This is a genomic window from Nocardioides sp. NPDC101246 (assembly GCF_044767415.1).
Taxonomy (GTDB): domain Bacteria; phylum Actinomycetota; class Actinomycetes; order Propionibacteriales; family Nocardioidaceae; genus Nocardioides.
Window position 1 is genome coordinate 132433 of the sequence record NZ_JBIWNX010000011.1, and the last position, 13730, is coordinate 146162.

The following is a 13730-nucleotide window of genomic DNA, read 5'->3' on the forward strand; positions in this document are numbered from 1 at the left end:
ACAGCGAGTTTTGAACGCCGTACAAAACTTTGAACGGCATTCAAAGTGACCCAGATCACCGCTAGAGTCAAGGGGTGAGCCCGAAGATTTCGCCACGCGAGCACGAGGAGGCACCGTCGAGGTGACGCGCACACGCTCCAACCGACGCCTGGAACGACCCCGCGAGCAGGTCCTCGCGACCACCCTGGAGATGGTGGCCGAGGAAGGGCTCGCCAAGGTCACGATGGCCTCCCTCGCCGCCCGGCTCGGCACCAGCGGCGGCCACCTCCTCTACTACTTCGGCACCCGCAACGGCCTGCTCCTCGAGACCCTGCGCTGGAGCGAGAACGAGTACGCGGCCCAGCGAGCACCACTCCTGGAGAAGGTCGAGGAGACCCGGGACGGAGGCGTCGAGGCGCTGCTGGCCTTCACCGACGTCTACCTCGCCCTCGACGAGCGCGACCCGCGCTGGCTGCTCTGGCTCGAGCTGTGGGCACGGGCGCCGTACGATGCCGAGCTCGCCGCCGCGCAGCGCGCGATGGACGACGAGTGGCACGCCGACCTGGTCCGGCTCTTCGCCGCGGCGCTCCCCGACGTCCCGGACCGCGAGGCCGTATCCGAGCGCCTGCGGGCGATGTGGGACGGCTTCAGCATCGGCATCGTCACGGGCGGTGGAACGACGCTGCGCGAGCGCGCCCTCGAGCACACCCGCGCAGCCGTCACCGGACCTGCGACTACTGCCTAGTCCTTCCCGCCCGGACACATGAGCTGGTCCGCGCACGGCGCTACCTGGCCCGAGGTGAACGGCAGCTGCACGTAGGACGCGGCGGCAGCGCCGCGCTGGATGTCGTAGACGCCGCCGGCGAGCTGGAGGGTCTGCAACAGGGTCGGCAGCACCGCCGGGGAGTCTCCGCTCGACACCGTGACCCGGATCCTGTGTCCTGCCGCGATCGTCGCCTGCACACCGAACACCTCGACGTCATAGCGCGTGAGCGCACCGGGGAGCACCGGGGTCGAACTGATGCTGTCGTGCGGGTGGTAGGGCAGCGTCGGCGAGCCGTCGGCAGCCGTCCACGTCCTTTCCGCATCGAGCCGGCGATGCGACCCGAGCAGCCCACCGCGGGAGAGCGGGCGCGAGGTGCCGTCGGGGGCGACGTCGTCGACCCGCACCACCCACTGACTGTCAGTGGTGGTGGCGGACGCGAAGATCCGAGCGGCGATCGGGCCGGCCAGCGTCCTGCTCTCCGTGAACGGCTCCGTCGTATACGTCGCGGCCGCCGGCCCGACCTGAACCGGCCGACTGTCGAGGTTGCAGGGGTTCTCCGCGAGCCCGAGCTTCGCCGACTCCTGGACGTCGTTGCCGATCAGCATGAACTGGCTGATCGACGGTGTACAGCCGGGCGCGTTGGACCACACGATCCGGTCGCTGCCCTCGGCTGTCGGCTTCGCTCGTGTGAGGGCACCATCGTTGCTCGAGGCGATGGTCCCGGTGGGACCGGCGTCTAGATAGAACTTCTCGTAGGTCGTCCCGGGGAACGGATAGGTCGAGGTCTCGGTCCACTCGTGGCTGGTCAGGTCATAGCTGCGCAACGGGTTCTGCGTCCGACCGACGCCGTTCTGCTTGCCCTTCAGCCAGTGGTCGAACCAGCGCAGTGCGACCCGCTGGATGTCCAGGCGCGGCTCGATGGGTTCCAGCCCGATCGAGGCGTGGTACCACGGCCCCTCGATGAGCTGGTACTTCGGCGAGATCGGTTGGGTACGGGTCATCGGCCCATCAACAGAGCGTCCGGCTGCCGCGTTCTGCAGCCCGGCGTACAGCAGCGGTCCGCCTCGCTGGAACGCGTCCTTCCAGCCGCCGAGGACCAGCGCAGGGATGTCGTTGTCCACCACCTCCTGCAGCTTGGAGTGCGGACGACGCTCGGCCCAGTACGCCGAGTCGAATGCCTTCGGCCCGCCCAGCGTCATGTCCGTCACCGGGAGCATCCCGACCGCACCGGTGTGGTCCACGAGCACCTCGAGAAGGTCCTCGACGCTCGCGTTGGTGGCGCCCGGAGAGGCCAGGCTGGTGAGGGCGTTCAGATAGATCTGCGGAACGTTGGCCGCGTTGTAGGAGATCGGGAGAAATGGGTCCGGGACGCCACCGAGCGTCATGGCGTCGCGATAGAGGTCGTCGGCCGGCACTCCCGGCAAGATGGCCTTCAACGGCGAGTCCGGGCCGACGGCAGCCGCCAGCGAGAACTGGTTGATCCCTGCGTACGACTGACCGACGAGGCCGACCTTGCCGTTGCTGTGCGGGAGCTCGGCCGCCCAGTCGACGACCTCGACACCGTCCTGCGCCTCGATCGGCTGGTTGAACGACCAGTCTCCTTCGGAGGCACCCGTGCCGCGGACGTCGAGGACGACGTGGATGTAGCCGCGCGCGATGAGGTAGTCGGCCTTCCCCATGAGGCCCTGCCCCTTGGTCGGGTCGCTGTCGCCCTGGTCCTTCCCGTACGGAGTCGACGTCAGCAGCACGGGAAAGGGACCCTCGGCCGCATCGCCCGTCTCCGGTTCGGTCGGATAGTAGACGTTGGCCCGCAGCACCGTGCCGTCGCGCATCGTCAGTTCCACGTTGCCGTGCCGCTCGATGCCGTACGGCGCGTCGTCGGAGACGACGCTCGCCCGCGGGCCGGTCTCCGCGGATGCCGATGCCGCCTCCGGGGCAGCCAGCAAGGCCGCCACCAGCAAGGATGCGATCACCGTGATCGCCAACCGTCGCGGCGTCCTGGCCGTCGGTTCGTACTGTCGCATGAGAGTCCCTTCCACCTCAGTTGACGGCTCTCTCGGCCCCGGCCCAGTGCTCCTCGCGCAGTTCTCGCTTGAGGATCTTCCCGGCTCCCGAGAGCGGGAGCGCGTCGACGAAGGCGACGCTGCGCGGCAGCTTGTATCCAGCGATGTGCTCGCGGCCGAAGTCGCGGAGCTCCTCGAGGGTGGCTCGCTCTCCTGAGCGCAGGACGATCACGGCATGTACCCGCTCACCCCACTCCCGATCGGGCACGCCGATCACCGCGCAGCTCGCCACGGCAGGGTGTCGCGTCAGCGCGTTCTCCACCTCGGCTGAATAGACGTTCTCGCCGCCGGTGACGATCATGTCCTTGATCCGGTCGACGACGAACACATAGCCGCGTTCGTCCATATAGGCGCCGTCACCGGTGTGCATCCAGCCGTTGCGCAGGGCGTTCCTGGTGGTCTTCTCCTGGTTCCAGTAGCCCAGCATGACGTGGTCGCCCCGCACGACGACCTCCCCGACGACACCTCGCGGCACCTCGTTGTCGTCCGCGTCGACGATGCGGAGCTCGGAGCAGGAGGTCGGGCGGCCGCACGAGCGGGTGAGGCTGGGGTCGTCGTGGTCCTCGGCGGTCAGAAGGGTCGCGATCGGCGAGAGCTCCGTCATGCCGTACGCCTGGGTGAAGCGCGCGCTGGTGAAGGTCTTCCGGGCGCGGTCCAGGACGTCCTGCGGCATGGGCGATGCGCCGTAGACCACGCGCTGGAGACTGGAGAGGTCGGCGCCTTCGGCGAGGGGCGAATCGATGAGCATCTGGATCATCGTGGGCACGAGCAGGGTGTCGGTCACCTGGTGACGGCTGATCGCATCGACCACGCCATCCGCCGTGAACATCGGCACGATCACATGCGTTGACCCGGTGAGCAGGCCCATGCTCCATGCCGCGATGTCGGCCAGATGGAACATGGGAGCGGCGTGCAGCAGGTGGCCTCCCCTCGTCAGGATGTCGGCCGTGACCAGGCTGCCGGTCGCCGAGCTCAGCAGGTTGCGGTGGGACAACATGACTCCCTTGGGATTGCCGGTCGTCCCGCCCGTGTAGAAGACCCCGAAGAGGTCGTCGCCGCCGCGGCGCGCGTCCTCGACCGGGTCGTGGTCCGCGACGAGCTGCTCGTAGTCCACCATCCCTGCCGGCGTCGGACCGTCGCCGCAGAAGACGACGGTGGCCAGGTTGGGCACCTTCTCGCGCAGCGCGTCGATCGTGCCCGCGAAGGCGTCATCGACGAACAGGACGTCGGCGCCGCAGTCGACCAGCGAGTAGGCCACCTCCGCGGCACTCCACCGGATGTTGACCGGGTTCACCGCCGCACCTGCCCACGGCACGGCCAGGAGCAGCTCGTGGTAGCGGTCGGAGTTGAGGGCGTAGATGCCGATGCGGTCACCGTCCCTTACGCCCATCGACCGCAGAGCCCCGGCAAGGCGTGCGATCCGATCGGCCGACTCCGCGACGCTTCGGGTGCGTTCGCCGCAGATCGTCATGGCGCGATCAGGGCTCCTCTGGAGGGCGCTGTGCAAGGTCTGGGTGAGATTCATCTGGTCTCCTCGGCGAGCACTGAGTGAATTTGAATAAGGGTGACGTCACTCACATTCTGCGCACTTCTTGCCTTCAGCGTCAAGGATTTGTCATAGTGATGTGAATCTTCATTCGGATGAAAGGTGCACATTGTGAATTCCGTGTACGTAACGGGCGTCGGCATGGTCCCGTTCGCGACCCCGAGCCGGAGCGAGCCGTACGACGCCTTGGCCCAAGGAGCCGTCCGTGCCGCACTGAGCGATGCGGGCATCGACCTGAGCCAGGTCGAGCAGGCCTATGCCGGCTATGTCTACGGCGACTCCACGAGCGGGCAGAAGGCCCTGTACGGCGTGGGGATGACAGGAATGCCGGTCATCAACGTGAACAACAACTGCTCGACGGGGAGCTCGGCCCTCTGGCTCGCTCGCCAAGCCGTCCAGAGCGGCGCGGCCGACTGCGTCCTCGCCTTCGGCTTCGAGCAGATGGAGCGTGGTGCCATCGGTTCCAAGTGGGCCGACCGCCCGGATCCGTTCGCCGCCTTCAGCGCCGTCGCTCACGAGGCGCAAGGAACCAGCGACGCGCCGTTCGCCGCACAGCTCTTCGGCGGCGCCGGGGCAGCCTACGCAGAGACGTACGGAACCAGGGCCGAGACCTTCGCAGCGATCGCGGTCAAGGCCCGCAAGCACGCGGCCAACAACCCCTATGCCGTCTTCCGCGACCCGGTGAGCGTCGAGCAGGTGCTCGCCAGCCCGCACATCTACGGCCCACTCACCCGTCTGCAGTGCTGCCCGCCCACCTGCGGCGCAGCCGCTGCTGTGGTGACTTCCGGGTCCTTCGCACGCCGCCACGGGCTGCGCACCGACGTCCGCATCGCGGGCCAAGCCATGACCACCGACGTCGCGACCAGCTTCGCCGGAGACATGCCCAAGCTCGTCGGCTATGACATGTCGCGCACGGCCGCCGACAAGGTCTACGAGCAGACCGGCGTCTCCCCCACCGACATCGAGGTCGTCGAGCTGCACGACTGCTTCACCGCCAACGAGCTGCTCAGCTACGAGGCCCTGGGGCTGACGCCTGAGGGAACCGCCGAGAAGTTCATCCTCGAGGGCGAGAACACCTACGGCGGACGGGTCGTCACCAATCCCTCCGGTGGACTCCTCTCCAAGGGTCATCCGCTCGGAGCCACCGGGCTCGCACAGTGCGCGGAGCTCACCTGGCAGCTGCGCGGCCAGGCCGACGGCAGGCAGGTCGACGACGTGACCCTCGCTCTGCAGCACAACATCGGGCTCGGCGGCGCCGCCGTGGTCACCCTCTACGAGAAGGCGGACAGCCGTGCCCGTTGATCCACATGCTGCCCGGGCGCTCCAGATCGCCCCGCTCACCGTGGAGGTCGAACGTGGGCGCCTGCGGTTCTTCGCCAAGGCCATCGGCGAGACCGACGCTCAGTACACCGACGTCGAGGTCGCCCGGAAACACGGTCACCGCGACCTGCCCGTGCCACCGACGTTCTTCTTCAGCGTCGACCTCGAGCGACCCGACCCCTTCGCCTACCTGGATGACCTCGGCGTCGACCTGCGTCATGTCCTGCACGGCGAGCAGCACTTCGACTACCACGCGATGGCGTACGCCGGCGACACCCTCACCCTCGAGGCGCGCGTCCTCGACGTGACGAGCAAGCGTGGCGGCTCGATGGACGTCATTCGGAAGCGCACCGACATCCGGCGCGGATCCGAGCGCGTCGCGACCGCCACCTCGACCATCGTCGTCCGCTACCCGAAGGAGGAGCGATGACAGCCCTCGAGGTCGGCGCCGAGCTGGCGCCGCGCACAGAACCCCCGATCTCCCGCACGACGCTGGCCCTCTTCGCCGGAGCGTCCGGCGACCACAACCCGATCCACATCGACATCGACGTGGCCCGGTCGGCCGGACTGGGCGACGTCTTCGCCCAGGGAATGTTGTCCATGGCCTACCTCGGGCGCCTGCTGACGGCGAGGTTCCCGCAGGACCGCATCCGCTCGTACGGAGTGCGCTTCGCCGCCATCACGCCCCTCTACGGCGAGCCGACCTGCACCGCTCGGGTCACCGCCGTCGAGGAGAACGAGGTGACGCTCGACATCGCGGTCAGCCTCGCCGACGGCACGACCACCCTGAGCGGCCACGCCGTCATCGACACCCGAGCCCGCTGAGCTCGCACCACACCGCTCGAACCATCACCGAAGGAAGATTCACATGACCACATTGCAAGGAAAGATCGCGCTCGTCTCGGGATCGGGGCGCGGGATCGGCCGGGAGATCGCGCTCAAGCTCGCCGCCGAAGGAGCCCGGGTCGTGGTCAACGACCTGGACGCGGACACGGCGGCGGAGACCGCGGCGGAGATCGGCGCCAACGGCGGCGAGGCGGTCTCGTGCCCGGGCAACGTGACCGACCCCGAATTCGCCGACAGGTTCGTCGGCACAGCCGTCGACGCGTACGGCGGGCTCGACATCATCGTCAACAACGCCGGTTACACCTGGGACTCGGTCGTCCAGAAGCTCTCCGACGACCAGTGGGATGCGATGATGGACGTTCATCTCAAGGCTCCCTTCCGGATCCTGCGAGCCGCCCAGCCGGTGATCGCGCAGGCGGTCCGGGAAGCCAAGGAGGCAGGACAGAGCATCCCCTGCCGCAAGGTAGTGAACATCTCCTCCATCGCCGGCCTGGGTGGCAACGCCGGCCAGGCCAACTACGCCGCGGCCAAGGCCGGCGTGACCGGTCTGACCAAGGCGCTGGCCAAGGAGTGGGGTCGCTACAACGTCACCGTCAACACCGTCGCCTTCGGCCTGGTCAAGACTCGTCTGACCGAGGCGACCGCAGGTGAGGACTCCCAGATCGACGTCGGGGGAAACACCATCAAGGTGGGTGTCAACCCACAGCTCCTGGACACCATGGAGGCGATGATCCCGTTGGGGCGGGCCGGGACCCCGGCCGAGGCCGCCGGCGCCGTCTACCTGATGTGCCTGCCCGAGTCGGACTATGTCAGCGCCCAGACCTTGGTCTGCGGCGGCGGCTTCATGTTCTGAGGAGGGTCGATGAAACGCACTCTCTTCGAAGCCGAGCACGACGCCTACCGCGAGAGCGTCCGGACGTTCCTCTCCAAGGAGGTCGTCCCCCACTACGACAAGTGGGAACACACCGGAATCGTTCCGCGCGAACTCTTCATCAAGGCGGCCGAGCTGGGCACCTTCGCGGCCGTACCAGAGGCGTACGGCGGCGCGGGCGTCACCGACTTCCGCTACAACGCGGTCTGGCTCGAGGAGGCCGCCCGCGCCGGGGTCGCACCGGCAGCACTGGGACCGAGCCTGCAGTCGGATGTCTGCATGCCCTATCTGGTCGAGTTCACCGACGACGAGCAGAAGCAACGCTGGCTGCCCGGCGTCGCCGGCGGAGAGATCATCACCGCGATCGCGATGACCGAACCGGGCACGGGCTCCGACCTGTCCGGTATCGCCACCCGCGCGGTGCGCGACGGCGACGACTATGTGGTCAACGGCTCGAAGACGTTCATCACCAACGGCATCAACGCCGACCTGGTCATCACCGCCGTTCGCACCGGGGACCACCCGCACCGAGGAATCAGCCTGCTCGTCATCGAGCGCGGCATGCGCGGGTTCGAGCGCGGCCGCAACCTGGACAAGCTCGGGATGCACGTCCAGGACACCGCGGAGCTGCACTTCACCGACGTACGCGTGCCGGTCAGCAACCTGCTCGGGGAGGAAGGAACCGGGTTCTTCGGACTGACCAGGAACCTGCCGCAGGAGCGCCTCTCGCTCGCCGTCAGCGCGCTCGCGCAGGCCAGCGCCGCTCTCGAGTGGACGCTGGAGCACGTCCGCAACCGCACGGCGTTCGGAGCTCCGATCGGTGCACTGCAGGCCACCAGATTCCGGCTGGCGGAGCTCGTGACCGAGGTCGACATCACCCAGACGTACGTCGACCGGTGCATCGTCGCGCACAACGACGGCGACCTGTCGGCGGTCGACGCGGCCAAGGCGAAGTGGTGGAGCACCGAGCTGCAAGGACGTGTGGTCGACGCATGCGTACAGCTGCACGGCGGCTACGGTTACATGCTGGAGTACCCGATCGCGCGGGCGTACGCGGACGCACGGGTCTCCCGCATCTATGGCGGCGCGACCGAGATCATGAAGGAGATCGTCGGTCGATCGCTCCAGATGGGATGACCGGACGGACCACGAAAGGCGGTTGGGGTGACCTCGACTCAGCGGCGTACGGTCACGACGCGACCGCCTAACCGCCGCTCGCTCATCCTCGAGGCGGCCGCGGAGCTGTTCGCCGCTCGCGGCTACGAGCACGTCAGCATGGGCGACCTCGCTGCTGCGGTCGGGGTCGGCCCGTCAGCGCTCTACCGCCACTTCAAGAGCAAGCAGGAGGTGCTGGCGTGCGCGGTGACGGAGGCGATCGAGGCCTTCGACACCGCGCTCGCCGGTCTCTCGGGCGGCTTCGACGCCGACATGGTGACGCTGGCGGGCTTCGCGCTCGATCATCGACCCTTCGGCGTTCTGTGGGAGCGTGAGGCCAGACATCTTCCGGACACCGAGCGAGCTGCGGCGCACGCTGCGATAGCCGGCACTCGGGCACGGTTCGTGGCATGGCTCGCCACTCGACCGGACTCGCGCGGCGCCGAGTCCGGAGCTCAGGCGTCGGCTCTGTTGGCGGTGCTGCTGAGCCCGTCGTTCCATCACACCGATCTGCCTCGTCCCACCTTCGACCAGGCGCTCGCCGGACTGGCGCATCGTGTCCTCGTGCTCACCGCGTCGTGGTCGGAGCCGTCCGCCCCGGGGACCACGGTTCCGGGAGACGGGCTCCAGCGGCTGGGTAGACGGGCCAAGCGGGAACAGGTCCTCAGGCGGGCCACCGCCCTCTTCGCCGAGCGAACGTACGCATCGGTGAGCATGGAGCAGATCGCGAGCTCCCTCGGAATGCGCGCCTCCAGCCTGTATGAGTACTTCCCCACGAAGTCAGACCTGCTGGTCACGGCCCTGACGAGGGGGAACGCCTACCTCCAGATGACGATCGACGAAGCACTGGTCGAGTCGCGGACGCCCCGAGAAGCGCTGACCGAGATCATCGGCTCGTACGCTCGCTTCGCCTTTCGGCACCCGCATGTCGTCGACGTGTTGCTGACCGAGACGCGGAACCTGCCCGAGGAGCACGCCGCTCCGCTCATCCAGGCCCAACGTGACTACGTCGACGAGTGGGTCCATCTGGCACGTGATCTCGCTCCGGACCGCTCGGTGGCGGCTCTGCGGGTCGAGGTGCACGCCGTGCTGAAGATCATCAATGACCTCGCCCGCGCGCCTCAGCTCCTCCGTGGGGGCTGGGAGGAGGTCGCGGACATCGCCACGCGGCTGCTGGTCGACGACTGACGCCATCAGCGCACCGACCTGATGGGCAGGATCGCGAAGGCTGCGAGCACGGCCATGACCGTCGAGACCGCGTAGAGCGCGGCGTAGCCCGAGAGCCCGATGACGAGGCTGGCAACCAGCGGGGCGAGGACCTGACCGCCGGCCTGGGCGATGTTGAGGACACCGAGGTCCTTGCCGGCACTCGTGGCGTCGGGCAGGACCTGTGTCATCAGGGCCTGGTCGACTGCGAAGTAGATCCCGACGCCCAGACCACCGACGGCCACTGAGACGAGGGCACCGGTGACGGTCGGCCAGAGGATCGGCACGATCGTGCTCGCAGCGACGATGATCGAGGAGACGACCACGAACGGCTTGCGACGGCCGATGCGGTCCGAGATCATCCCCGACGGAACCACCGCCACGATGATGCCGAGGAAGAGGATCGTCGTGGTGACCGGGAAGAGCTGGTTGGCTCTCTCGAGTCCGAGGCCGATGTAGTCGTCGAGGATGTAGAGCTGGAACGACACGATCGACCAGTAGCCGACCATGAGGACCAGGCGCGCGACGAACGCCCAGTAGAAGTCCGGGTGCTCGCGCGGACTGATCACGAAGCTCTTGAGCGTCTCGGTGATGGAGACCCGGCCGACGGTGGCGCTCGCATGCTCGGGGTCGTCCGCCGGTCGCTCACGCAGCCAGAGCGCGAACGGTACGCCTCCAATCAGGACGACAGCGGCCATCACCGCGAACCCCGTGCTCAGGGCGTCCACGAACGCCGAGGCGAAGACGATCCCGATCAGGGCTCCGACGAAGACGCCCAGCGAGCCGAGCGCGGAGAAGACGCCGCGCCGTGACTCGGGGGTCCGGTCAGGCACCACCGCCGCCAGCGGCGCAGCGACCATCGCGTAGAAGAGCGCGATGAGGCCCGCCACGACCAGCACCAGGGCGACCGACCCGGCGGCGGTGAGGCCGAGGAACGAGGCCGACAGACCGACCACGCCGCCGAGAACCCACGGCGCGCGGCGACCCCACCGAGATCTGGTGCGATCGGAGAGAAGGCCCCAGATCGGCTGCGCGACGAGCGCGGCGACAGCACCGATCGCTCCCACCCCGCCGAGGATCGCAACCTTGTCCTGCGGCGCCAGCTGGACGATCAGGTTGGGGATCAGCGAGTTGACCACTGCGCCGTTGGTGACGTTGACGAAGAGCTGCACCCCGAAGTACGCCGCCAACAGGCCACCGAGCCTGCCGACCTGGGGCACCTCGGCGACAGACCGGCTCGTCGGCTCGGCGGTCGTCATCGCTTCCCCGCCCAGGCGTGGCGCTCCGACGCAGCGGGATCGTTCCGCACGGCACTGTCGGCGTCGAAGACCATCGTCGGCCGCTTCGTCGCGTCGTACTCCGTCCATCCTGGGTCACCGGTGCGGACGAAGTCGGTGAAGGCGCGATGCATCTCGGCGGCGAGCCTCTGCGGCGCGTCACCACCGACCAGCGCCGCGCCGGCGGGTCCGACATCACGGATGGTCTCGAGGTCATCGCGCATGAACGGCACGTCCAGCGCGTGGTTGGCGCCGAGACCTGGCGGAAGCGACGGACTCTCCCAGTGGAACTCGTAGACGTACGACGGGGACTTGTGGGCCGCAACCCGCCGGTCGACCAGGCCGAGAGTCGGGATCCGAAAGACCCAGTCGGTCCAGGCCGCTTCGACCAGGGCGGTGGTCGCCTCGAGGCCGAGGGCGCGGTCGGAGTAGCCGCGGCGTACGTCGGTGTCGGCACCCAACAGCGCCAGGATCGACTCACCGACCTCGGGAGGCAGCTCAGGCAACAGTCCCAGTGCCGTCATGAAGCCGGAGGTCTCGTTGCGCGTCGTCCCCGTCAGCAGGGGTACGCCGGAACCGGCCGCGGCCGCGAGCGGATCCAGGGGCATGCTCTCCGTTCCGTGCACTGCACGGAACGGGCTCACAGTGAACGACTCCGCACCCCAGTTGGTGAAGTCCATGAAGTCCATCGCCATCGGGAGGGTCCCGGAGACGAGACGGTCGAGCGGGAGCGCCGCGAACGCCTCCCGCGTCGGCTCGACCCCGAGCCGCTCGGCGAACCGACGGGTCGCTCGCAGCGCCGCCTCGGCGTTCACCGAGACGACAGGTGAGCCGCTCATCGCGATCGCCCGCGCGAACAGTCCATCGGCAGCGGGCATCGCCATCAGGTCGAGGACGGCGATGGCACCGGCGGACTGGCCGGCGATCGTGACCTGATCAGGGTCGCCACCGAACGCGGCGATGTTGCGCTGCACCCACTCCAGCGCCGCGATCTGGTCGAGCAGCCCGAGGTTCTCGATGCCGTCGTCGAAGTACGTGAAGCCGTCCGCCCCGAGCCGGTAGTTGATCCCGACATGGACGACGCCGTCGCGAGCGAAGCTCAGGCCGTCATGGGCTGGGGCCGACCCGGTTCCGGTGATGAAGCCGCCGCCGTGGATCCACATCATGACAGGCAGTCCGGCCGCACCCGGGTCAGGCGTGACGATCTCCAGGTTCAGGCAGTCCTCTCCCTGGCGGGCTGGGTTGAAGTACGCATCGAGCGGGTCGTCCGGGAACCGCCCCTGCGGCACACCCAGGCCCACTTCGACAGCCTCCCGCACCCCGTCCCACCGAGCGACCGGGGCCGGTGGCCGCAGCCGGTCGAGCCCGAACGGAGAGGCGGCGAACGGAATCCCTCGGAACCGGAAGACTCCTCGATCCTCGACGCCGGCAACGGTTCCGCGGTCTGTGTCGACGAGAGTCTGGGTGCGCACCACGATGTACCTCCTGAAAAGTGAGCATTAACTTAACATCAGTCAATGCCGCTCTCAAGAGGCATGTATGCCCGGCCAGCGAATTCTGTTCGTTAACTTAAGAGGATCTTGCTGCAGAGGCGCACCATGTCACCAGGAGCCAGCACCCGACGCTTCCTCGCTTCGTGTGCCCGGTCATCGAGGACCGCGAGCGCAGCCCGGATCCGGACCTGCGCCGCCTCGATCGATAGGTCCGGAGCATTGGCGCACGCGAGGGCCAGCCACTCATCCAGGTAGACGTCGACGCGCGCCGTCACCTCGGTGAACCATGGCTCGGTCAGGTTCGAGACCTCGTCGGCCAAGGTGCCCGTCCATGAGGGGTGCCGCGCGCCGATCTCCAGCGAGGCGGTAATGACCCGCTCGAGCGCCTCAGGAGCCGAGCCGGACGAGGCCGACGCCTGCTCGAGTGCGCTGGTCAACCAGGTGGCCGCCCGATCGAGCACGGCCGCAAGGAGATCGGCCTTGCCGTCGAACTGAAGGTAGAGCGCATTGGGTCCGACGCCCGCGGCCGTGGCGATGTCCTCGATCGTCACCGCATGGAAGCCACCGCGTTCGACGATGAGGAACGCCGCCGCGTCGAGCAGCGCGGTGCGACGGGTGGCCCACGGACGAGCGGCGACGCGCTCTTCGGGGGCGTCGAGATCGATGAGCGGCTCGGCGTTGCGGAAGGCCACCACGGCGTCGAGCGCCCGCTCGAGCTCTGCGGCCTGCCCCTCCGGCCCCAGCGGCGAGGAGTAGAAGCCGGTGCTGGAGGTCGCGGCCAGCACGGCGCGCGCCAACAGGAGGTTCAGCTCCGACGCCTCGCCGTCCCCGAGCAGTGTGCCGAGCCTGTCGGCGGTCGCCACCAACCGCTGCTGCATCGCGTGTCCCGGATCGACCAGACGCCGCCGCCGGTCGGCGTTCCACACCATCCCGAGCGTCGGCCGCTCGACGGCGACCCGCGCCAGCCCGGCAACTGCCTCCGCTGCGGAGGACGCCTCTCCGACGCACCGTTCGAGGTGGGTCAGATGGGCATCGAGGACGGCCGTGTAGAGCGCATCCTTCCCACGAAAGTGCCGATAGAGTGCCGGCGCCGTGATCCCGAGCTCCCCGGCGATGTCCTCCAGGCTGGTCCCGACGTACCCGTGCCGGTGAAAGCGGGCGCTCGCCACCGCGAGAATGGAATTTCGTCGGTCCTTGGGACGGGTTCG

At 68.3% G+C, this 13730-nt stretch carries 12 protein-coding genes; 7 read left to right on the plus strand and 5 right to left on the minus strand.

The window, feature by feature from the left end; genetic code table 11:
• Positions 1 to 121 precede the first annotated feature (121 nt).
• The gene (locus ACIRON_RS20470) at positions 122 to 724 is read left to right on the plus strand and encodes a TetR/AcrR family transcriptional regulator (protein WP_402994915.1); all 603 of its coding nucleotides are present in this window, start codon (positions 122 to 124) and stop codon (positions 722 to 724) included.
• Here ACIRON_RS20470 and ACIRON_RS20475 read toward each other — a convergent pair.
• The gene (locus tag ACIRON_RS20475) at positions 721 to 2769 is read right to left on the minus strand and encodes a CocE/NonD family hydrolase (protein ID WP_402994917.1); all 2049 of its coding nucleotides are present in this window, start codon (positions 2767 to 2769) and stop codon (positions 721 to 723) included. The two genes, ACIRON_RS20470 and ACIRON_RS20475, sit on opposite strands and share 4 nt — an antisense overlap.
• Before the next feature lie 16 nt (positions 2770 to 2785).
• Positions 2786 to 4333 (minus strand): long-chain-fatty-acid--CoA ligase, encoded by a 1548-nt coding sequence (locus ACIRON_RS20480; protein ID WP_402994919.1) that lies wholly within the window; start codon positions 4331 to 4333, stop codon positions 2786 to 2788.
• Positions 4334 to 4474: 141 nt separating this feature from the next.
• Between ACIRON_RS20480 and ACIRON_RS20485 the strand changes: the two genes are divergently transcribed.
• Genes ACIRON_RS20485 through ACIRON_RS20510 form a run of 6 tightly spaced genes read left to right on the plus strand, consistent with a single transcriptional unit; the run spans position 4475 to position 9734 of the window.
• Positions 4475 to 5656 (plus strand): lipid-transfer protein, encoded by a 1182-nt coding sequence (locus ACIRON_RS20485; RefSeq protein WP_402994921.1) that lies wholly within the window; start codon positions 4475 to 4477, stop codon positions 5654 to 5656.
• Positions 5646 to 6104, plus strand: coding sequence for a MaoC family dehydratase N-terminal domain-containing protein (locus ACIRON_RS20490; protein WP_402994923.1), 459 nt, complete (start codon positions 5646 to 5648; stop codon positions 6102 to 6104). Before ACIRON_RS20485 ends, ACIRON_RS20490 begins: the two co-directional genes overlap by 11 nt.
• Positions 6101 to 6499, plus strand: a complete 399-nt coding sequence (locus tag ACIRON_RS20495; protein WP_402994925.1) for a MaoC/PaaZ C-terminal domain-containing protein — start codon at positions 6101 to 6103, stop codon at positions 6497 to 6499. The genes ACIRON_RS20490 and ACIRON_RS20495 overlap by 4 nt, the downstream gene beginning before the upstream one ends.
• A 43-nt stretch (positions 6500 to 6542) precedes the next feature.
• A complete protein-coding gene (locus ACIRON_RS20500) occupies positions 6543 to 7373 on the plus strand; it encodes an SDR family NAD(P)-dependent oxidoreductase (protein WP_402994927.1) in 831 nt (276 codons plus the stop codon).
• Between the two features lie 9 nt (positions 7374 to 7382).
• Complete coding sequence (locus ACIRON_RS20505) at positions 7383 to 8528, plus strand: acyl-CoA dehydrogenase family protein (protein ID WP_402994929.1); 1146 nt, start codon at positions 7383 to 7385, stop codon at positions 8526 to 8528.
• 27 nt (positions 8529 to 8555) lie between these two features.
• Positions 8556 to 9734 carry a TetR/AcrR family transcriptional regulator gene (locus ACIRON_RS20510; RefSeq protein ID WP_402994931.1) on the plus strand — a complete coding sequence of 393 codons (1179 nt, stop codon included), beginning with the start codon at positions 8556 to 8558 and terminating at the stop codon, positions 9732 to 9734.
• A gap of 5 nt (positions 9735 to 9739) precedes the next feature.
• Here ACIRON_RS20510 and ACIRON_RS20515 read toward each other — a convergent pair whose 3' ends face one another.
• From ACIRON_RS20515 to ACIRON_RS20525, 3 genes are all read right to left on the minus strand, one after another.
• Positions 9740 to 11011 (minus strand): MFS transporter, encoded by a 1272-nt coding sequence (locus tag ACIRON_RS20515; protein WP_402994933.1) that lies wholly within the window; start codon positions 11009 to 11011, stop codon positions 9740 to 9742.
• Positions 11008 to 12504 carry a carboxylesterase/lipase family protein gene (locus ACIRON_RS20520; protein ID WP_402994935.1) on the minus strand — a complete coding sequence of 499 codons (1497 nt, stop codon included), beginning with the start codon at positions 12502 to 12504 and terminating at the stop codon, positions 11008 to 11010. Before ACIRON_RS20520 ends, ACIRON_RS20515 begins: the two co-directional genes overlap by 4 nt.
• An 89-nt stretch (positions 12505 to 12593) precedes the next feature.
• A complete protein-coding gene (locus ACIRON_RS20525) occupies positions 12594 to 13691 on the minus strand; it encodes a TetR/AcrR family transcriptional regulator (protein WP_402994937.1) in 1098 nt (365 codons plus the stop codon).
• Positions 13692 to 13730 lie beyond the last annotated feature (39 nt).

What these genes read in the sequence shown, in the direction of transcription:
- ACIRON_RS20475 (WP_402994917.1), bottom strand. Translation starts at nt 2,769, where the DNA reads ATGCGACAGTACGAACCGACGGCCAGGACGCCGCGACGGTTGGCGATC.
- ACIRON_RS20480 (WP_402994919.1), bottom strand. Translation starts at nt 4,333, where the DNA reads ATGAATCTCACCCAGACCTTGCACAGCGCCCTCCAGAGGAGCCCTGAT.
- ACIRON_RS20495 (WP_402994925.1), top strand. Translation starts at nt 6,101, where the DNA reads ATGACAGCCCTCGAGGTCGGCGCCGAGCTGGCGCCGCGCACAGAACCC.
- ACIRON_RS20500 (WP_402994927.1), top strand. Translation starts at nt 6,543, where the DNA reads ATGACCACATTGCAAGGAAAGATCGCGCTCGTCTCGGGATCGGGGCGC.
- ACIRON_RS20505 (WP_402994929.1), top strand. Translation starts at nt 7,383, where the DNA reads ATGAAACGCACTCTCTTCGAAGCCGAGCACGACGCCTACCGCGAGAGC.
- ACIRON_RS20515 (WP_402994933.1), bottom strand. Translation starts at nt 11,011, where the DNA reads ATGACGACCGCCGAGCCGACGAGCCGGTCTGTCGCCGAGGTGCCCCAG.